General features: G+C 49.2%; 32 protein-coding genes. 24 read left to right on the top strand and 8 right to left on the bottom strand.

Going from position 1 to position 18,997, the window contains the following annotated elements; translation table 11 throughout:
• From DFR37_RS23190 to DFR37_RS22915, 4 genes are all read right to left on the bottom strand, one after another.
• On the bottom strand, positions 1-217 hold a 217-nt coding region (locus DFR37_RS23190; protein ID WP_211317347.1), incomplete at its 3' end, for a hypothetical protein.
• A gap of 59 nt (positions 218-276) precedes the next feature.
• Positions 277-1,275 carry an ATP-binding protein gene (locus DFR37_RS22270; RefSeq protein WP_113935352.1) on the bottom strand — a complete coding sequence of 333 codons (999 nt, stop codon included), beginning with the start codon at positions 1,273-1,275 and terminating at the stop codon, positions 277-279.
• 9 nt (positions 1,276-1,284) lie between these two features.
• Positions 1,285-3,192: a hypothetical protein gene (locus tag DFR37_RS22265; RefSeq protein ID WP_147251670.1), complete on the bottom strand. Its 1,908-nt coding sequence runs from the start codon at positions 3,190-3,192 to the stop codon at positions 1,285-1,287.
• A 73-nt stretch (positions 3,193-3,265) separates the two neighbouring features.
• Entirely contained in the window at positions 3,266-3,775 is a 510-nt protein-coding gene (locus DFR37_RS22915; protein WP_147251669.1) for a hypothetical protein, read from the bottom strand.
• Positions 3,776-4,387: 612 nt separating this feature from the next.
• Between DFR37_RS22915 and DFR37_RS22255 the strand changes: the two genes are divergently transcribed.
• The 16 genes from DFR37_RS22255 (at position 4,388) to DFR37_RS23400 (ending at position 12,182) form a co-directional block, all read left to right on the top strand.
• A complete protein-coding gene (locus DFR37_RS22255) occupies positions 4,388-5,059 on the top strand; it encodes a hypothetical protein (RefSeq protein WP_113935349.1) in 672 nt (223 codons plus the stop codon).
• 14 nt (positions 5,060-5,073) lie between these two features.
• The gene (locus DFR37_RS23105) at positions 5,074-5,247 is read left to right on the top strand and encodes a hypothetical protein (protein WP_170139994.1); all 174 of its coding nucleotides are present in this window, start codon (positions 5,074-5,076) and stop codon (positions 5,245-5,247) included.
• A gap of 11 nt (positions 5,248-5,258) precedes the next feature.
• A complete protein-coding gene (locus DFR37_RS22245) occupies positions 5,259-5,663 on the top strand; it encodes a hypothetical protein (protein ID WP_113935347.1) in 405 nt (134 codons plus the stop codon).
• Between the two features lie 15 nt (positions 5,664-5,678).
• Positions 5,679-6,143 (top strand): hypothetical protein, encoded by a 465-nt coding sequence (locus DFR37_RS22910; RefSeq protein WP_147251668.1) that lies wholly within the window; start codon positions 5,679-5,681, stop codon positions 6,141-6,143.
• A complete protein-coding gene (locus tag DFR37_RS22240) occupies positions 6,140-6,331 on the top strand; it encodes a hypothetical protein (protein ID WP_170139995.1) in 192 nt (63 codons plus the stop codon). The genes DFR37_RS22910 and DFR37_RS22240 overlap by 4 nt, the downstream gene beginning before the upstream one ends.
• 66 nt (positions 6,332-6,397) lie before the next feature.
• Positions 6,398-6,907, top strand: coding sequence for a hypothetical protein (locus DFR37_RS22905; RefSeq protein WP_147251667.1), 510 nt, complete (start codon positions 6,398-6,400; stop codon positions 6,905-6,907).
• Positions 6,908-7,040: 133 nt separating this feature from the next.
• The gene (locus DFR37_RS22235; RefSeq protein ID WP_113935345.1) at positions 7,041-7,610 is read left to right on the top strand and encodes a hypothetical protein; all 570 of its coding nucleotides are present in this window, start codon (positions 7,041-7,043) and stop codon (positions 7,608-7,610) included.
• Positions 7,611-7,803: 193 nt separating this feature from the next.
• The gene (locus tag DFR37_RS22900) at positions 7,804-7,983 is read left to right on the top strand and encodes a hypothetical protein (RefSeq protein ID WP_147251666.1); all 180 of its coding nucleotides are present in this window, start codon (positions 7,804-7,806) and stop codon (positions 7,981-7,983) included.
• A 60-nt stretch (positions 7,984-8,043) separates the two neighbouring features.
• Positions 8,044-8,334 (top strand): hypothetical protein, encoded by a 291-nt coding sequence (locus tag DFR37_RS22230; protein ID WP_113935344.1) that lies wholly within the window; start codon positions 8,044-8,046, stop codon positions 8,332-8,334.
• Positions 8,335-8,336: 2 nt separating this feature from the next.
• The gene (locus DFR37_RS22895) at positions 8,337-8,654 is read left to right on the top strand and encodes a hypothetical protein (protein ID WP_147251665.1); all 318 of its coding nucleotides are present in this window, start codon (positions 8,337-8,339) and stop codon (positions 8,652-8,654) included.
• 140 nt (positions 8,655-8,794) lie between these two features.
• Positions 8,795-9,544, top strand: coding sequence for a hypothetical protein (locus DFR37_RS22225; RefSeq protein ID WP_147251664.1), 750 nt, complete (start codon positions 8,795-8,797; stop codon positions 9,542-9,544).
• Positions 9,541-9,840, top strand: a complete 300-nt coding sequence (locus DFR37_RS22220) for a hypothetical protein (RefSeq protein ID WP_113935342.1) — start codon at positions 9,541-9,543, stop codon at positions 9,838-9,840. Before DFR37_RS22225 ends, DFR37_RS22220 begins: the two co-directional genes overlap by 4 nt.
• Positions 9,837-10,100: a hypothetical protein gene (locus DFR37_RS22215; RefSeq protein ID WP_113935341.1), complete on the top strand. Its 264-nt coding sequence runs from the start codon at positions 9,837-9,839 to the stop codon at positions 10,098-10,100. The genes DFR37_RS22220 and DFR37_RS22215 overlap by 4 nt, the downstream gene beginning before the upstream one ends.
• On the top strand, positions 10,100-11,305 hold the full coding sequence (locus DFR37_RS22210; RefSeq protein ID WP_113935340.1) for a tyrosine-type recombinase/integrase: 1,206 nt from the start codon (positions 10,100-10,102) through the stop codon (positions 11,303-11,305). Before DFR37_RS22215 ends, DFR37_RS22210 begins: the two co-directional genes overlap by 1 nt.
• 254 nt (positions 11,306-11,559) lie before the next feature.
• The gene (locus DFR37_RS22205; protein ID WP_211317345.1) at positions 11,560-11,751 is read left to right on the top strand and encodes a hypothetical protein; all 192 of its coding nucleotides are present in this window, start codon (positions 11,560-11,562) and stop codon (positions 11,749-11,751) included.
• Between the two features lie 8 nt (positions 11,752-11,759).
• Positions 11,760-12,182 carry a DUF6283 family protein gene (locus DFR37_RS23400; RefSeq protein WP_113935339.1) on the top strand — a complete coding sequence of 141 codons (423 nt, stop codon included), beginning with the start codon at positions 11,760-11,762 and terminating at the stop codon, positions 12,180-12,182.
• 41 nt (positions 12,183-12,223) lie between these two features.
• On the opposite strand, the gene DFR37_RS22890 is transcribed toward DFR37_RS23400, so the two are convergent.
• Genes DFR37_RS22890 through DFR37_RS22190 form a run of 3 tightly spaced genes read right to left on the bottom strand, consistent with a single transcriptional unit; the run spans position 12,224 to position 12,962 of the window.
• Positions 12,224-12,418 carry a hypothetical protein gene (locus DFR37_RS22890; protein ID WP_147251663.1) on the bottom strand — a complete coding sequence of 65 codons (195 nt, stop codon included), beginning with the start codon at positions 12,416-12,418 and terminating at the stop codon, positions 12,224-12,226.
• Between the two features lie 50 nt (positions 12,419-12,468).
• Positions 12,469-12,795, bottom strand: coding sequence for a type II toxin-antitoxin system PemK/MazF family toxin (locus DFR37_RS22195; protein WP_113935338.1), 327 nt, complete (start codon positions 12,793-12,795; stop codon positions 12,469-12,471).
• Positions 12,792-12,962, bottom strand: coding sequence for an antitoxin MazE family protein (locus DFR37_RS22190; RefSeq protein ID WP_242341946.1), 171 nt, complete (start codon positions 12,960-12,962; stop codon positions 12,792-12,794). Before DFR37_RS22190 ends, DFR37_RS22195 begins: the two co-directional genes overlap by 4 nt.
• Before the next feature lie 453 nt (positions 12,963-13,415).
• Between DFR37_RS22190 and DFR37_RS22185 the strand changes: the two genes are divergently transcribed.
• The 8 genes from DFR37_RS22185 (at position 13,416) to DFR37_RS22145 (ending at position 18,079) form a co-directional block, all read left to right on the top strand.
• Entirely contained in the window at positions 13,416-13,931 is a 516-nt protein-coding gene (locus DFR37_RS22185; protein ID WP_113935336.1) for a hypothetical protein, read from the top strand.
• Positions 13,932-13,966: 35 nt separating this feature from the next.
• Positions 13,967-14,233 (top strand): hypothetical protein, encoded by a 267-nt coding sequence (locus DFR37_RS22885; RefSeq protein ID WP_147251662.1) that lies wholly within the window; start codon positions 13,967-13,969, stop codon positions 14,231-14,233.
• A 48-nt stretch (positions 14,234-14,281) separates the two neighbouring features.
• Complete coding sequence (locus DFR37_RS22175; protein WP_113935334.1) at positions 14,282-14,494, top strand: hypothetical protein; 213 nt, start codon at positions 14,282-14,284, stop codon at positions 14,492-14,494.
• 474 nt (positions 14,495-14,968) lie between these two features.
• Positions 14,969-15,676 (top strand): hypothetical protein, encoded by a 708-nt coding sequence (locus DFR37_RS22165; protein ID WP_147251661.1) that lies wholly within the window; start codon positions 14,969-14,971, stop codon positions 15,674-15,676.
• 29 nt (positions 15,677-15,705) lie between these two features.
• Positions 15,706-16,020: a hypothetical protein gene (locus DFR37_RS22160; RefSeq protein ID WP_147251660.1), complete on the top strand. Its 315-nt coding sequence runs from the start codon at positions 15,706-15,708 to the stop codon at positions 16,018-16,020.
• Positions 16,021-16,083: 63 nt separating this feature from the next.
• On the top strand, positions 16,084-16,269 hold the full coding sequence (locus tag DFR37_RS22155) for a hypothetical protein (protein WP_113935330.1): 186 nt from the start codon (positions 16,084-16,086) through the stop codon (positions 16,267-16,269).
• A 104-nt stretch (positions 16,270-16,373) separates the two neighbouring features.
• Entirely contained in the window at positions 16,374-16,802 is a 429-nt protein-coding gene (locus DFR37_RS22150) for a LexA family protein (protein WP_113935329.1), read from the top strand.
• Positions 16,769-18,079 (top strand): Y-family DNA polymerase, encoded by a 1,311-nt coding sequence (locus tag DFR37_RS22145; protein ID WP_113935328.1) that lies wholly within the window; start codon positions 16,769-16,771, stop codon positions 18,077-18,079. Before DFR37_RS22150 ends, DFR37_RS22145 begins: the two co-directional genes overlap by 34 nt.
• Before the next feature lie 3 nt (positions 18,080-18,082).
• Here the strand turns inward: DFR37_RS22145 and DFR37_RS22140 are convergent, their stop codons facing one another.
• On the bottom strand, positions 18,083-18,649 hold the full coding sequence (locus tag DFR37_RS22140) for a protein-tyrosine phosphatase family protein (RefSeq protein WP_113935327.1): 567 nt from the start codon (positions 18,647-18,649) through the stop codon (positions 18,083-18,085).
• Positions 18,650-18,997: the final 348 nt, after the last annotated feature.

Here is an 18,997-nt window from a genome sequence, read left to right as displayed (position 1 = left end):
GGTCAACATATCCGGCAGCCAAAAAGCCACCATATTCGCCCAAGTGGGTCAGTTTTACTCCGGCGCAGTGGGTCAGTATTACATCGGCGCTAACATGTATCAGCGTTTCTAACTCAGACATCCTCATATAATTAGCCCACAACACCTTAATAAACACGGACCATCCAGATTCATACGGCGCAGGCCCTATAGAATCCCAAGTGAGTCGACCAGACATGTGACCGCCTTCCGATGATGAGCATAGGTTGATAAAAAAAGCAAGGAGTTCATCCCGACTCACGAAGTGTCAAAACTGCTGTTATGCATCAGACCACTGAACACCGCTAGATTGGATGCGTCTACCGCGTCAGTGATATCTTTGGCTGAAATAGCCACGTTATAGCAGTCCTGAGAACGAAGAGCTAGAAGTAAATATTCAACGGTCAGACAAACATGCTCCATAGGAACACCCGCTTCGGTATATGAACCAAGTGCCCTAAACAGAACCTCCCAAATTTCGTGCGCATAGTTAAAAAGACGAAATCCTGCCTCATAGGCTTGAGGTAGGAAAAATCGGGTATACGACCACCCAGAGCCCTCCGGATATTCTGAATCAACATCATAAGAATTCAATATTTTCCGAAGATCTTTAACGGAGGTACAACCTTCAAATTGAAGTGGCTCGGCAAGAAACCGAGCTAGCAATTGGTGCTGCCTCCTTGTCATGAGCCCTGTGACTCTGTCTCTGATTTCGGGTTGCGCAAAAGAAATGGTGGTCATACTGATTTGCTGCATGCGCAAAGTGTTATGTACGGCCAATAGCTGCTCGAGATCTACATCGTTGAGTCTGTGCATTTCATCAATGATTAATACAAAATGCGTACCGCCTCGGGCAGCAAGTTTCACCATGATATCTGCCTTAACATTCTGGAAGAGTAGATGCACCGAAACTCTTGTGCTCAGGATATGGTTAACCCCTTCTAAAATTAGCCGGTACAGATGCGCTTCTGAGGGACGTTGGGTTCGTCTCGCATCAATCCGCACAATATGAAGTTTGGGAAACTCTGTCACAAGTAAAGTCTGAATCTCCTCCGCACATGTGGTTTTTCCCATACGAGGGCTAGCATAAAGATATACCCCTGTTCGTTTCATCCACACACGCTCGCGCACAAGTGCATAGGTCCGCTCCAGCATAGGGGTGGGCAGTCGATAGTTTTTTTCTAATATGGGATGAGAGTTTAAAAGAGCATCTCGCTGCTCCAACGTTAATCGATCGACAATTCCTTTATCAAGCATCGTCCTCTCCTATTTCCGATTTCTGACTAGCCGTAATACCGGGGGCTCCTTGTCCATTAAAGATCGTCGCCCAGGAGTGGTCGGTGCGACTTGGTTAATACCAACAGAATTTTCGCGTTGGGCGCCCGATGTAGTCCTTATTTCCAATGGTAGGCTCGCCTCTTTAGCTATCCGTGTCGCATTTGTAGCTTGCTTTCTCGGTAGAGGACTTGTTGAGCGCTGTTTCTGCTGCATGGATAGATGAGCAAGGTATACGCGTACTGGATCATCAAATTCGGAAATAGCTAACACTCGCTTAGACATAAGACTATTGATTGCTTTCCGTGTGCGTCGACTGTGTTTCGTAGTTGACCATCTTCCTTTTGCAGTTAAAAAGCCCAACTCGGCGCCATTTTTCAGGTACGCCTTGACCTGACGCATATCATCCTCGTCAATTTCAACTAATAATTTTTCACCGATTAAGTTTCCCAACTCGACTAACACAGGGCTTGTGTAATGAACTCGATCAAGTTGGATATAAGGTCTTCGACCGTCTGCAATGCTTCCTCGGACCGTAACCTCTTGAGTAACAGAGAACATTTGTGTGTCGCCCTTGGTTCTTTCAGGCAACGGCCGAAGTATAAAGCCCGAATCCTGATTAGCTAGAAAATGCCTTATGAAATCGAGTGGTGTCAGGTACGAAATTCCTTCACAAGGCGTGGAATTATGCTGGGCAACATAGACGTCAAGTATTTGCTCAATGTCATCGGCGCGAATTTTAAGGCGCAACGCTTCAACCTCGCCGTCCTGCGCCCTCCCGTTGTAAGGATTCGCTCCTGTGGTTGAGGGCAGCCGCTTAAAAAGATCGTCCGCTATGCGCCGAAAGGTGCGCTCTACATTCGGCCGTCGCTCAAAATGCCCAGGCGAGCCCCACGTAATAATAAAGCCAAGCTCTGTACGGGCCCGATCATGAACAGCACGCGCCAGATGGGCTAACGCGCCATCTAATAAGAGTAAGCTCCAAACGGCACCATAGGCTTCAGGGATTACACCGCTAGGCAACCCTCCTCCAAGCGGATAATTAAGAGGTAAGCTGAGTGCTTTTGGCTGCCATTTTTTGGTTACAGCATCCCGAATGACTTTCAGAACATTATCGGAATTCACCTCACTGCGGTAAACTAGGTCAAATCCAATAATAGCTGTCGACGCTCGATCGACCGCAGCAATTAGCCACAGGCGCTCCAAGAGCACTTCTGTTTCCGTACCCTCGGGAGTTAAGAAGGCAACAGTTAGATGGGCGTCAATTCTATATGCGTCAATTTCTACCGCATCATACGGCTCTACAAAAGTCAGAAATGGAGCGTGCCCAGTTCCTACGTTCAGATGCGCTACTGCTGCCGGCCCCTCACGTGACATGACGGATTTAGAAAAATTCTCATTTAAGACGTAGGCCATATACTTTTGGATCGTACGCAGCCCCAAGTACACAGTCGTAAAGGGCCAATCCGACTCAGATACACCCTTAGACTTTAAGCATTGAATAAAGACTCGGTGCAGATCTTTGGGTCGAAGTTTGAATTCAGAAATTCGCTTGAGTTTGCTGTCCTGTCTGATGCACAGCACGAGCTCGTCTTCGATGTCTGGAAACCGTTCAAGCAACAGGCCTAAAGCCCCAGCCTGTCCGCCCTGCTGATGTCGACGTTTTTTATTCACTTCAGCTTTACGGTGATAGCGGCCTATTCTTATATGCGGAATTAAAGCGCGAAAACCGTATATTCTTCCATCTGGGGCCAGTTGTAAGCACCTTTGCGCCATACGTGACAATTTAAACTGGGACACTCCTGTCCGCTGTTCAATATATTTGATATTTTCGTTTGCAAAGTACAACTCCATCGCGTCTCTGCGCGCGGTAAATAGTGTTACCTGATCCGGCTTCATTACTGCACAATTTACAGTCGGCCAAAGCGCAGTAGGAATTGACGAATGCAGAACAGACCTTCTCGTCCACATATCAGTTCTCCTTGACGTACAGTGACCAAGGAGTTTTATAACCAAAGATGCTCGTGCCAAGGTGCAATTGGATATAACCTTTTATAGCAAGACGTGCGACCAACCCAAGAACTAGAGCGGGGTCATACACAGCTAGAAGCGGTTCCTTCAGCAGTTGTCCAACTTCTCCGCTATGGTGGTGCTTGAAGTAGTCTAGTAGTATTAAGGTTTGACGTGGGTACTCACTCTTGCGCAACGCTGCGGCGAAGGCAATTGGCTTTAACCAACGTAGACTAGGTCCAACCAAAGGTTGAAGATCCTTATCAGTATAAATTCGGGTCTCAATCGGCGAGTCAGGGCGGCTCAAGTTGTTTCGTGGTGGTTCACTATCATCCGACTCTCCCTCCAGCCTTAGGCGGTGCCTTACTCGAAATCCGTTCAAAAGAACAACATCGATGGAGCAGAATCGACCGTCATCACGACCGTTTTCGGACGTATACTCAAATGTTTTAACTTCTGAGTCTGTTTCCAAGCATGAGATCCAGTGCACCAAGTGCCTGTCTCCGGACAACACCAAATCCCGGTCAGTTTTTATACTGTAGATTAAAAATAGATTGCTGTTCCTATGTCCCCGCCCCCGATACGCATCGAAGAGACGGTAACGTTGGGCATTAGAGGGCGACGTACGGTCTTTTGACAGAAGAATCTCCTCCTTCCGAAGTGGTCGAAGCTAAAGTTGCCGTGCGAAAGACGACAGTCGCACCGCCTCATCCCAACTCAAGGGCTGACCTCTCACCTTCGAGCATTGAATGAGTGTCGCAAACACGCTCTACAATTATGCCGCGAGTCTGCTCTTTATTCCACCCTCATCTTGAACGGTTGCCGCACTGTATGTGTCAACTATGTGACCAAGCCGTATGTTTCGGCATCTTATTACCAACTTTAGTTCCGTTATAAGAGCGTGTAGATAAAATGGTCAATAAAAACGGAACTAAAGTTGGCAATTATAGGTTGAATCCACTAGAAGTTCTTCCTATAACCTTTTGAAATTTCAATTGATATCACATTATGAAATTAGCCCAATTTAGTTCCGAGCGCTTTAAGCTAGAAATTTAGCCCCACAACCAATAAAGAGATCCAAATCATGGCCACACCCAGCATTCACGAGTTCGGCACAGCCCCACAACATGCCAACGATGGCTACCAAATCGCCACGCTGGCCTATGGCTCCGATGAAGTTGTTCTTGGGGTCTTTGTGAACCAAGATGTGCGCCTGGTACGCGGGCCTTCCGTCCATGGACAGCCTGGACACTATGAATTTGCTGTCATGCTCCCAAATCGTGATGCTGCACAACGCCCTACCGCTGCCCTGACTGAAACCGGCACTGCCTTGACGGTTATCAATGGGCTGCAAAGCGCCTTGGCACAGCTTCTCTTGGTCAAAGGTCACCTCGCCGGATTGATGGCAGAAAATCAAGCAAATTTTGACCAACTGCCTGAAGGGCTGCATAAAAGCAATATCGAGCTGCAATCCGAAATCGATGTTTCACCTGAGCTTGAGCTTCGTGACTGCCTCGATGACCTGATAACCGATCTATGTGAGGCTCTGGCTGGCTTTTCACCCAATACTTTGGCTGAAGTCCTTGTCAATGAAACCATGCCGGTAAACGACGCTCAGAAGCAGCCTTTTAAAGCGCTCAGTGCCTCACTGGCAACGATGATGGAGCTGGCCAGCCTCAAGTATGGCAACGGCAGTCCAGAATTCAACGAAGCCTATGCTGTAGCTAAGGGATTGTTGGCGGGGCAAAGCGAATAACAATGGAACAGAAGATGAAAACCGTTACCTACGACGAAAGCAAATGGCACCTCACGCCAATTGATGCAACAAGAAAAATGATAGATGCAGCCAAGGCTGTAGAGGAAGACGGGTATGACGCCATGCACAAAGCCATGCTCAAAAACTCACCTTCACCACCATTGCCCCTTTATCCAGTACCCCAATAAAGGCCTGGTTTATGAATTACGCCCGACACAACTTCATCCTTGAGCAGGCCACCAAGCCGGAAGAGTGCCGCACCAATTTGGAGCTGGCCCAGTTTCATTACTTCAATCCGAATGGGCTGCACGCTCGAAAGAAAGTGAGCGATGGCCGCATTACCCAGGCAGTAGATTTAGGGCTCTGCAAGAGCGGGGCCATTCTCGCTTACGGCAGCATGAATGATTATTACGTCAAAAAACTCAGCGATTTGGCTTGCGATCGTACCCGCGTTCGCCGCTTTGAAATACTGAGCGCGATTGAAGGCATAACTAAGGCAATAGAAGCCTCCGGTACGTTCTTGAATGCCCTGCCATCCAAAAAAGCTCAGGTTGATCTTATTTCGGGCGGGTATGACGATCAGCGTGGCTCACTAGGCTTATAGAACAAGGTAACGCAAATGATATTGCTGAAAAGACACCCTGCACCATGGACAACAAATGTTGGGAAATACGGTCATGTTTCCATTGCGGATGCAAAAGGGGAGCAGGTTGCCATCGTAACTGGCTATTCCCATGATCGGCAGATTGCCGATTTCATAGTGCAGGCAACGTCACAGCATTGCCATACCCAGCCGGCCAAACCGGAAGCATCAACAGAAACTGTCCCTCCAGATTGGCATCGTGAGTGGAAATTTGCGGTTGGCGAGGCAATTGATGTTTTGGACTGCGAAATTGATAACCGCGACGATGAAGAAAACATCCGACGCATGAAGCGTGCTTTGAACATTTTGCGACAAATCGAGTCCTGTTCCTCAGGGGCCGGTCAGAGCAATGCCAAAAATTACCGCCAAAAAGGTGTTTGTGAATTTAGCATGCTAAATCGAAAATTGAGCACTAAATGCCCACACTGGAGTCGATTTTGAAGATAGGTGATCATTGCAATACGAGATATGGAGCCGGTGAAATTGTGCATATTGAACATTTCAGCCGGATTAACGGCGGTCTGAATCGCTATGGTTTGAAGCTAGTCAACAATCCTTTTAAGTTTGAACCCGTATATTTTTTCCCGGAAGAGCTTTCTGGGCACACAGAACACCATGAAAACTTGTAATCATCGAATTGCATACATTCACTGCGAATATGGCCGGCAAGGACACATAAAAAAGGAAAAATGGGAATGACAGTAATTTGCCAATACAAAACACTAGGTGTATATGCACCCGGCGTCTGGATTGACTGCTCTAAAGAGCGACATGACAGCATTGTTAGCGGCATATACAAGGACAGGAAAGGGGAAGTCAGTCACGCACGAACAGTCTATAAAGCCAAACAGCCCGCTGCTACAGTTTGCGTTGGCTGCGGAGGTAACCCTTCGATTGGAAATGATCCATGCTGGGTATGCGGCCTATCTTTATCTGTAGCTGATGATGGTTACGTTCGCGGATACAACAATGGTCAGCGTGACGCGCAAGAGGCCCATGATGAATGGAAGGCCGCGATAACATCACAGGTTGATAATTATTTGAACCTTCGCAGAGCTTTGCAGATGGTAGTGAATGCTAAGGATCACGGCAGCTGGCCAAAGTCAGTCTTAGATGCAATTGACAATGCCAGAAGCGTACTAGCAGTCACTTCAGACCTACAACCAGTGCATGTTAAGTCTGATACAAAAGACACCAAGGAATGAAGGTCGTCAGAACCTGCCCCCGCAGCAAGACACATGCCTACCACTGGGGAAATGACAAAGGCATCAAACATCATATTGCTTGAGTTCATTGTAGCCACGAGTGGAAAGGCCGCATCAAAAAGGATGAAATGGAATGAGAACCCCTGGATTTTATTGGGCGCTTGAAAATGAAAAGCGCGTTCCTGTTGAATGGACTGGGAAAGAATGGTGGGGCATTGCGATGCAGCGGCCTTATTATGATGAGGAAATTATCGATCCTATCCCGGCCAATTTTGAAGACAAGGCAAGGGCTTTGGAAGAGCTGAATACGCTGGCCTGGTCGAGCAAGAAGCGTCCTGACTCCGAGATTGAACAAGGTGTGTCCCTCATTCGTGAGGCAATTCTATCCGCACCCACTGCAGCGCTGGTCAAAGCAGATGCCGCCATCTATGACTGGGCTACGATCAACGACATTATCGCCAGACACTTTCCCGACGATCCTGCGAGCGCGGCCCATGCTCAATCAGTAATAACCGAAGTGTTGTCCGCACAGCCTGCCAGGAGCGTCGAGCCGGGAGACATCGAGGAACTAGCATTCGACAGCGGCGGTACGCTCGCAAGCGATGGGCGCTTTTCATTTAGCTGCGCCGCTTGGCACAAGTTCTGCGCAGCCGCTGCCCCCGTTGCCGCACAGACGAGCGCTCAAGCACAACAGGAGCTGTAATGGCAAGGCCGACTGTAATTTCATGCCGTAGCTTTGGCGGGCGAAGTCCGAAAACAGGCAAACTTGTTGGCGAACGCCACCGCTGGTCAGGCGGCAAATGGGGAAAAGGGAATTGTAAGTTTTGCGGGCGCATTCTATCCCAGGTTCTGGAAAAGCCATACTCAGCCAGTAAAAACAAAGAGGAAGGATAATTATGGGAAACAACAAAACTCAATCCGCAGATAACACACATAAATGGGCTTTGGCCGGCGAAATCGTCACAAGCTCAAAACGGGCAAACAAAATACTTGCCATGGCGATTGCACAAGGCACTACCTACCTTGTTCCCCAAGCGCGAAATGTCGCCATAAAACTTAGGGCCGCGGGTAAGTGACTTTCACCGTACAGGGTTTCAATCGCATGCTTCATATTCAAAGACCACTGGAACGCTAAAATGAAACAATCTGATTTAAACCATCTTCGCCGCCTAGTCGCCTGGATTCGCGTAGAAATCGGTCAAACCCCTGAAGAGCTTGAAGTTACGATGAAAAGCATCGCGGATAAACTTGGCCACCCCGAAATTGATGACGACGCAAAGCGCCGACTTGTCGAAGCTCATGACAAAGCGCGACAAGTACCTATTTACGTGCGAAATGCCGTCAAGGCGCTGGACAGGTACATCGGAGAACATGGCGAAATTGTAGAGGCCGAGGACTCTTCGCCAATCAAACAGCTGGAAAACTAATCATGGCTACAAATAAGGCAGCCGACGAAACCTTTGATGAATCCACCCTGCCACCATTGTTCGTACCTGGCAATGAGAAGGCCGGTGATGATGACAGCCGTTGTTTACGGTGTGGACGCAAAATCAAAGGAAAACCCGTGCTGATGTTCCGCGACTGGCGAACACAGGAGTTTCATGATTTTGGAGGAATTCCAGCCGACGGCGCACATGAACCCTTTCCAGACGGCCCCTATGTCATTGGTCCTGAGTGTGCGGATTCCTTACGCCAACGTGCCAGATTTTTTCAAAACAAGCTAGATCGGAAATTATTCAATGACTGAGATTATTGCTCTGTTCTTTATCAACAATAGCAGCACTGTTGCATTAGGTTAAGTAGAACTTTATGGCCAGGCCACGCGCCCTACCCCTCTCAGACGACGCCGTACGCCATATCCTGGCGAACATTGACCAGTTGCGCTCAATGTTTCCGAACACGAAGGCGACAAGGCCATTTATTGCGGCTTTCTTGCGCTTGATTCATGAGGCAACTGGAAATGTTTACGGCGCTGTGACCTATCGAAGATTACTTCAAACGCACGCCCCAGAGTACCGACCTGGATCCACGACGATTCAAAGTGAGATTGAGGTTCTTAAAAATGAGCTCGCCTCGCCGGCGCTTGATGACGATCAGCACATTTCAGCCACCTCATTTGCAGTTCGGCCCCAGCTCTCCGGTGATGGATTAGCGTCTGTCATGGCCGGCCTAGAGCGCGTAGCGTCCTCTGTCCGGGCAACACAGCCCTCTGACGACTCATTCCATCAAGATGCCTTGGTGCGTACCCTGGAAGCGGAAAACGAGCGCTTACGCTCGCATTCAGACTATCTGCAGCGTACTGTTGAAACACTGCAGGCGAATGCGTCGGAGCACGCCCTGACCATTGAGTCTCTTCGTACTGAGCGCGACACGTATAAATCGCTTTTAGACGAACAGGCGAATACGGTTGCAGAGCTGGCCGCAGCGGTAGAGAAAGCCGATGCCCAAGTTTCAGCTTCACACCGCTTCGCCCTGGGCAGAATTGAAGACTCTGGCGCTGAGACACGACGTATCAAAGAGCAGCTTAGTCTGGCAAATGCCAAGATCGAAGAATTAAAGAAGAAAGTCCAGGATGAAACGGCCATGTCGGACACGCTACGCCGTGCCTTGAACGCGCAAAGGAGTAAAGAAACATGAAGCAGGGATTAAAAGCCATACGAGTGGACCAAATCAATACCAAAGTTATCGGCTCTCACGAACACGATACAGGAACCATACTTTTCCATGCTGAAGCCGAACTACCTGGGAACTATCACACCCTTTGCGGAATCAGCCTAGATGATGATCTTTTTGAGCCTATTGAGCCTCCTATTGACCAGAAGGTGAATTGTGCGATACGTGCAAGCGCGTTTGGAATGCCGCCATGCGTTTTAAAGCCGCGGATTTTGTTTAACTACGCCGACACGTATTTTCCAATAAGGATTTGTCCATGAAAAAAAACTTTCAACTCATGATGATTTTTAGCTTTGCTTTGGGCGGCAATTTTGTTGTTGCGACGTTTATCATTTTTCAAATCGCGAATGGGCGCTATTCTCTTGCTGATTTTTCGAGCTTTTCGAGCTCGATTTTAATAAGTTTCGTTGCTTGCTTGATAGGATTCCTTATGTGCTACATGGGCATAAGAAAATTGTTCAAAGACATTTCTCTGTTTGAATCCAAAACGGGTTCGAGCGCTTTAGCAGCTGAAGCGTAATGAACGAAATCACGCCCTTCCAGCCCCCAGCTCCAGCGCCACGAGCTGATAACAGTGCATTGGCACCAAGTGCCTTGGGCATCGTCCACGATGACTGGCACGCCGCTGAAATCTGGCTGGAACGGCTGACATTGCGCACCAAGCCGGTGTCGCAAGCTACATTGCTTTCCTACCGCATGGAGCTGAAGCGTTTACGCTGGTATTGCGACGAATTTCCTTGCCCCACCCCAAGCCAATGGAGTTATCAAGACGCAACGGCATTCATCAAGTTTTTGCAGGTTGACGCAAAGAAGTACCTCAGTGCTCGCAGTCTTCCGTTTGAGGATCCCGCCTGGACGCCATTTAAAGTGGATCCAAGCATCGCCTCGATCAACACGACCAAGAAGGTTTTAATTAGCCTCTATGGTTTCTGGGCTGAATCTGGCTACATCCTCCGTAACCCGTTTGCTGGTCTTGGACACAATGGAGCAGCGGATGAAGACGCGAACATACGATCGCTTTCCCCCCCACAGCTTGCCGCCATCTACAAATGCATGGACACGCGCCCGCGTGTCGCTCCGACGGATTATTTAAAGTACGTTCGCAACAGATTCATCATCCGCTTATTGGAGCGCAGCGGCTTACGTGCTAACGAAGTGATCATGGCCAACATGACGAACGTTATTCCCATTACTGATCCTCAAACCCAGCAAACCTTTTGGTCATTAAAAGTTGAGCATGGTAAGGGCGGCACCAAGGGCAGAGTTTTTCTCGACGCCGACGTTATGGAGGATTTCAGAATATATCGTCGCGCCTTTGGTTTTGCCGAAATGCCCGCGCCAAATGAAAAGATTGCTTTGATCCTTTCAGTGCGCACGCAGCCGATTACGCGAGCTAATGGCACCACGGTACGCTTCAGTACCAAGGGGCAGCGCCATATGCGCTCCTGGCGTGAAATTCGTCGCCGGCAGACCCTCTGGGACATCGTAAAGGAAGAGGTCAAAAGCACCGTTGAGGCACTGAAAGCTCAAAATTACCTAGAAGAAGCCGACGCCTTAGAAAAGGCCTCGACTCACTGGCTGCGGCATACTTTTGGTACCAATTTGATTAATGAAGGTAAAGATATAAGGTTGGTAGCCCAGGCTATGCGCCACAAGAACATCAGGCGCACGATGATGTACACCAACCGCGACTTCTTAGATGTTGCACGGGCCATGTCGAAATAACGGGTGTCGGGGAAAGCATGTGGAGTCATTGAAGATGAAAAAAAGCATAGAGACGAAAATCCAAGAAGCAATAGAAGCTCATGGTGAAAACTTTCACTTTGAATTTCGGCAAGCCTGGAACGACGTATGGTATCGCTCACCGCACTTAGCCAGGCCACGGGACCAAGCAGAAGCGCTCGTTAAACGATTCAATGCGGAGGATAAGACCATTGTTTACCGTTACGTGCCATGGGATGGGGACTGAAGGACTGAGCATGAAAAAATCGCTTCGTGAGCGTCAACTGGATGCTGAGTTTTATTGCAATCGCTGGTTGGCCGACGGCAATGAAGCATTAGAAAATGGTGATAAGTCGAAGGCTGATTTTTGCTTTGCAAAAAGCCAGTTTTGGCTAGATCGTAGCAACCTTTTGCTTGGTCATAGTGACAAAGCGCCACCTAAACAATAGAACTACCCATGACAGTCAAATCACGCGCCCGCACTACCCAAATAAGACAAGCAGGAGAAGACCACCAGGTTGTGACGGTTGAAGGCGGGTCATCCACTTATCGCCGGCGTCCCTGCCAAGATTGCCCCTGGCGCAAAGATGCAACTGGGGTATTTCCTGCTGAAGCGTTCAGACACTCCGCATCAACCGCATATGACATGGCTTCCAATACGTTTGCGTGCCATCAGTCGGGCGCTGAAAGGCCTGCGCTTTGTGCGGGATTTCTATTGCGTGGCTCGGATCATAATCTTGCGGTTCGTCTTAAACGTATGCAAGGGACAATTCAAGACGACGTAACTGATGCCGGTGTGCTGTTGCACGAGAGCTATCGGGACATGGCCGAAGCCAATGGGGTCCAGCCCGATGATGCTATTTTGTCTCAGTGTCGTTAGTTTCTTGCGGATATTACGCACGATACTTCGTATAGCCCAAATTACACTATCCCCATATCAATAGCTGCCGCCACACATGCTGCGGAAACTCCTGAACTCCCACTTTTGGAATTGATTTGGCTTTGTTCTGAGTATTTTTTACTCATTTTTTCGACTTCCAAGTCGAATTTACTTTTCTTGTTTGCGGCCTGCATTATGGCTGCAGATATGCGTTCCACTCTACTTTCTTGTTTCATACAAGCCCCTTTTCTTTGACTCTATAGCGATTTAACAATTTCGCCAACATCTATTTTGCGATCCCTAAGAATACGGCTAGGCAACGTTCCACCTCTATCATTGCATCAGCATCAATGCGCCCAATAGCTCGCCCTACCTTCTCGCGTTTAACGGCCATGGCTTTATCGACCATCACCTGTGAAGGCTTTTGCAAGCCATTTTCAGTGTTTGGCTCGATACTGATACGAATCAGCGGCGCAGCAACAAGCATGCTGGTTACAGGCAGTACGGTAAGGGACGGATGTTCACTGAACTGGTCGGCCTGGATCACCAGGGCGGGCCTGGGCTTACCGAAGTCCCCTTGTGCGGCAATGGTCACAAAATCGCCCCGCTTCATTCCGTCCAGCCGTCCATGTCAGCTAAAGCGTCATCCATGAGCTGCTGCAAGCCAGTATCTCGCTTGTCAGCTTTCGCTACCAAGCGGCTTTGCCGACGGCATTCCGCAGCAAAATCAGGCCTACGTGTATCTGGCACCCAGATTTGTACAGGACGTAATCCCGCCATGCGCAAAGCGTCCCGGTGCTTTTGAACTCGCTTATTCACCGAAGCGGCTGTCATAATCAACTCCCCAGATTCGTTACATGCAACATTATACGTTGAGCTTGCGTTACTAGCAACATTGGTATTGCATCCTTGGCACCGTAAAGCAGCCCTTAAGAGGCGCATTCGTCGGCCGTAATACCTAGACAAGATCCTTAGAATTGTCCTGACCGAACAATTTAGTTCTGCGAGCTTCAATCGTAATGTTGGCGAACAACCGATTTAGCATGCTAAATTTTTTGCCTCATTCTCAACAACCGAATCAAAATAAAACGCTCATAACATCATTTTATGATGCTATAATTAACGTCATACCAATCATCAGATAGAAGAACATGGTTACGCTATTTGATCTGGGTGGCAATTTTTAACCGTCGTGCTTCACCTTCGCCGTGTCGTATGACTATAGGAGACTTTATGAGCTTTATAGTGATGCTTTTGGTGATCGTTTTCTTGGCCCCAGCCATTGCACAGGCAACCGCAATTTTGGGTTTCGCTATGTTTGATGGCTTACAGCAGCTTGGCATTCCGCTCTGGGCCTTTGGTGCTCCGATGTGGTGTGTCACTAGCCTTCTTCTTTGCTATTGGTTTGCAAAACGTGCCGGCGTTATAGATGCCAATGATCGAAAGCGTATTGTTCAGATTACTCTGGGTAATGTATTCCTAGTCGCAAGTCTACTTTCCGTAGGCACGCTTGTTGGCATATTTAATCCCTCGAATGCGCCGCAAAACGTGTCCAACATGCTTAATGGCAATGAGACGAATCAGTCCATCAATTCTTTACAAGAAATGGAAGCTGTACTCGATAATTTGCTGCCAATGATCGTATATCTCGGAATAGCCTCGTCTTGCCTAATGTTAATCGCCATAACCGCTGACTACGTTGTGCGTATCCGAGCTGTCTACAAAAGCAACGGCATGCGTACGTTTTAAGCTCAAATCATTTCAAGACTTTTTATAGGATTCCTATGTCAACCTCCTTTGATGTCCTAACAGTAGTTCTGCGCCTTCCCCAGGATCCAGAGCAGCGTAAAGCTGTCACAGCGGCCCTTGCCATTGGTCGGGAATTTCACGGCGCACAGGTCACCGCCGCATCCATGGAAGATGAAATTTCGGTCATGGATTTTATCGAGGAAGCGTTGAGCGAGGAAGGCAGCTTGTCCCATGTTCTGGATGAGGCACGACAAAAAGCCAGAGAGCTCCATCGTACATTGGTTCCAAATGAAAATAATTGAAGGGCTTCTAGGTTGTCGAATGGCGCATGTCAAAGGAGTATCCAGTCCATGAGCACCCACTTTAAAATGTACATGGCCATTGGCGTCCCCGTGGCTTTGTTTATCACGTTCTTCATGCGCTACCTTTTGAAAAGCATCGGTCTGGACGTAGAAGAATATCAATGGCCTCTTGAATTCTTGCTGGGAGCACTACCGCTCATCTTGGGCGTTATGGGCGGGGCTGTGTTTGGGCATATAGCTGCTGCAATGACCAGAAAATAAGAAGGTATTAACTTGAAAAACAATCGACGCAAGCCCTACGAAAGTCTCAGTACCACTCAACTGAAAAAGCGGTTATCGCGAACTGGGCTTCGTGGCCAGAAGCTTGCAGATTTAGCGCGAGAAATCAAAGCAGGGCCGCAGGGTACTGAGGATTTATCTGCAGGCGGCGTATATGTCATGCGTTGGCCTATCCGAGCCCTTCGGAAAAAGTACGGCCGACGGATCGCTCGCGCAGTCTCTACGTTCGTCAAACGAAGCTATATCATTGTCGATGAATTTTGGGATATTGCCCCCCAGCTTTTACTAGACAAATATCTCGCTCATAGAAGGTACGGAGCGAACGTGGTCCATGCGACACAGAATCTGGGCCAACTCGCTGCGACGGCCGGCAGTAAAGAGCTAGGCTGATTGTTGATTTGCCTCACACGCGATAGTTACCCCTCACGAAACCGTAAAGATTAAGAGGCACCCTGGTTGCGATCCCTTTTCAAGCACATTACCTGGCGTGCCTTGGTGTGGCTTGCGCATGGTCAGGCCGCGCTATCTGACTTGGTTCAATCGTCAGTACAGCGGGGCTTAAATACCCGGTTCGTTCGTTTCATGTTCCGGCTTTTGATAAAGGCGGGCATCCCTTTCTTTATTCCGACCGCCGCGCTGCTTCTGGCCGGCACAGCTTTTTTATTCTGGGGCTCACCGCTAAGCAACTCGACGCGATTCATTGCCTTTGCGATATTTGGTTTTCTCGGCCTTTGCGCCCTTTGCCTCAAATTCTATATGCCGGATCCTACTGGCTCTATATTGTTCGCACGAAACGGATTTCGGGGCCTAAAGCTACATCTACTGGCTGACGGTAAGAAATTCATTGGTAGTCGCAAAGTGTTTGAGACAGCCATCCGCACCGCAATTGAGCTCGGGGCAACCTCCGTGGTTATGGATTCTCCGCTATTGGCTGATAGCCAGTCGAGCAACACCACGACCAAGCTCATTAATCGCACCCTAAAACAACAGGGCATCGACCGAACTGTGACCGTTTCCCCCGTCCACGCCTGGTCTATTGTAGAGTCCGCAGGCTTTGAGCCTTACCTTAAGTACTATGGCCAGCCCGGTACTCTTCCACTACTTCGGAATAACCGTTACAGCTTGTTGAGCCGTACGATAGTTATTGAATTTCTTGACACCTGACTAACTCAACTAAAGCCATGGTAAATAAGATGACATTTAAAGCTGTTGATATAAACCCCTCTACGCCTCTCCTGGCTCACATCAAAGTCCTTCCAGGCAACGTTGTATCGCTTAATGCATTCGAAGCGTTTACCACGGACCCCGATACTTGTATGAGACTCATGATGGCCGGGGCAGGCATTTCTTACATAAGCGTCGAGCTTTATGAGCAAGCCAAGCAGGCGGGGCTTGAAGCGGTCCAATCATCTTCAGCCAACCTCAGAACACTGGTCGATGCTTGGTATAGAAATCCTGAATTAGTTTTTATCGCGGAAGCAGTGGACCGGGCTTTTTTGCCCAAATAATCCGTAGAACCAAATAATCACAATAAATTTGCGGCTACCCACCAATAAACTTAGAGAAACATCATGCCACAAGACGCGATCGATCCTGGCCAAGAAGTCGTGATTACCAACCCCAATCATAGAATGTATAACGAGTGGGGCGAGTACGCTGGCCTTGCCGATACCGTTCCAGGCTTAAAGCCACGCCATCGCATCAGCTTTGACGGTGATATTTTCCTCGCGAACCGGGAAGATTTTAAGCTGGTGTAGGTTCGATCCTCTGAAATACGGTTTGTTTGTCCGTTCGTGACAATTGTTCCGGCAAAACAATGAGGCGCTGGGGTAATATACTGTTTTAATATACAGTTATTGCCATGGATACGCCCGTTCCTCTTAGCCAAGCCCCGCTTCATGTCTGGGCGAGTCCGGCCACCATTCAGTGTGGCTTTCCTAGCCCCGCCGAAGACCACAGACAGAAAAGGTTGGACCTCAACGATTTTCTGATCCACCAGGCTGATGCCACCTTTTTTATGCGCGTGCGCGGGTCTTCCATGCGCGATGCTGACATCGATGATGGCGATTACGTGATTGTTGATCGGTCCATACAGGCTCAGCATGGTCATATCATCGTTGCCGTGGTCGATGGCGAATTCACCATCAAGCGTTTGTTCCGAAAAAGAGGGTGCGTGCGCCTGCTGGCCGCGAACCCCACGTTTCCCAATATCGAATTCAAAGAAGGGCAGGAGCTGATTGTTTGGGGAGTAGTGACATGGGCATTCAAGAACATCACCCCCGTCGCATAGCGTTAATTGATGGGAATTCATTCTATTGCTCTTGCGAACGCGTTATGCGGCCGGCGCTGGAAGGCAAGCCGCTGATTGTCCTGAGTAACAACGACGGCTGCGCTATCGCCCGCACCCAGGAGGCTAAAGACCTGGGCATCAAAATGGGGGATCCTTGGTTCAAAATTAAGCACTTGGCCGATAGCCGCGGGCTTATTGCATTGTCGGCCAATTTCAGCCTCTATGGGGATTTAAGCCAGCGCATGATGAATGTCATTGGCCAGTTCTCCCCAATGCAGGAAATTTACAGCATAGACGAGTCCTTTGCCGACCTGACTGGCACCCCTGGCACTGGGCGCGAACTGGGTACCGCCATCCGCGACCGCGTTAAACAATGGGTAGGGATTCCGACGTGCGTTGGCCTGGGCCCCACGAAAACTTTAGCAAAATCCGCAAATTTCTTGGCGAAAAAAATTCCCCGGCTCTTGGGTGTGTGTGACTTGACGACGCTGGATGCTCCTGCCCGATTAAAGGCTATTCGCCACATTGCCATTGAGGATGTCTGGGGCGTTGGCCGGCGCTTAGCACCCCAGTTGCGTGAGCTGGGCATTCACACTGCGGCCGACCTGGCGCAAGCGGACCAGCGGGTAATACGCGATACCTTTTCAATTGTCCTGGCCAAGACAGCAAGAGAGCTCGCCGGCGAGTCCTGCATTGCTTGGGAAGATGAACCGCCCGATAAGCAACAAATCATGTGTTCCCGAAGCTTTGGTCAGCCCATCACGGAAAAGCGTGAACTGTTGCAAGCCCTGAGCGTCTTTGTGACCGGAGCTGCGGAAAAACTACGCCGGCAACAATCCTTTACTGACACGGTTCAGATTTTTATCCGCACCAGTCCTTTTCGCGAAGGCAAGCACTACACGGGGAGCGTCGTGATTCGTCTGGTCGAGACAACGAGCGACACCGCCGCATTGATCGCCGCTGTTGCGGACGGACTTTCTTCGGTGTATCGCCCTGACATTCTTTACGCCAAGGCTGGTGTGTGCCTTATGAACATTCAATCCGAGAGAGCGGCAAGCGCACAGCTTGATTTGTTCAGTCGAAACAGTGCCGATAGCCCGCCTGGTTATGCGCGATTGATGTCCGCAATGGACAATCTTAATGCGCGATTTGGCCGTTCGACGGTTGTGCCGGCTGATGCATTTGTTGCACGGGCTTCTACTTGGTCAATGCGACAAGAACGAATGACTCCGGCCTACACCACGGACTGGGAGCAGGTGGTGGAAGTCTGGCGTTAACGCTCACCCCTTAAATCGAACCGCAGCGAGTATCGCGGCCAGCACTTTCTGATGAAATGACGTTCGGGCCACCACCGGCATTGGCTCGAACCCTTGAATCAACGCTTCATAGCGTTGTGGATCTTGCAGCAGGCGAAGAACGGTCAGGTTCGGCTTAGTGATTTCTTTGTTTTCCACAAACCCATAATTGTCGCGAAGGTACATCGCAATGGCTCCGCTTCGTGATACACCAAAATAACAGTGAACGTAGACCTGAGATACACCACGATCTACGAGCTTAGCCAAGTAATCAACCATGTCCTGAGCTTGTTTCGAGTCGATATAGGACGCGTATTTGAGCCGGAAGGCTCCCTTCATCGTATTAATTGTGTTTTCGCTATAGCCACCATCGTAGAAGCTGTCTCGGTACAGGAAATCCCAATTTCCTAATCTGGCCTCTGACTTATCGGGATCCGTAATTGAGATCATGGCGGCACCGGGAATTGGCGACAAGCATTCAGCGTCACGTTGACTGATGAAATGGACCTGTTTCTTCGGCACCGCGTTAACGCTACTACTCAGCATAGACATACACCTCTCATCGACCTACTTAAAACCTACGCTTGGACACAAGGCAAACTGAAATAGCTTTCGCCTTTTTCGTCCAAGCATCTTATGTGTTGCCGCTGCCGTCACCTGGGGCTCAAGACAACCGTTTTTAGTGCGTGAAATTAATTACAAGCTGGTTCGACCCCCTGTTGGCCACCCAAACTCCTCCACCTTTGGCCACCTCAAATTCCCCCACCTGATCGGGGCCTAATCGCGGCATAATTCCCGCGTTTTTCGGTCTCGGCGGTTTCCTGGCAGGACGTTATCTTTACCCCTCGACTGAGGGGAATTGGATTGAACGTCTTGAAACCACACCTGCAAACCACCATT

This window comes from Eoetvoesiella caeni (assembly GCF_003315175.1).
Taxonomy (GTDB): domain Bacteria; phylum Pseudomonadota; class Gammaproteobacteria; order Burkholderiales; family Burkholderiaceae_B; genus Eoetvoesia; species Eoetvoesia caeni.
Note: the sequence above shows the minus strand (reverse complement) of the source record. Positions and strands in the feature narration are given on the sequence as shown.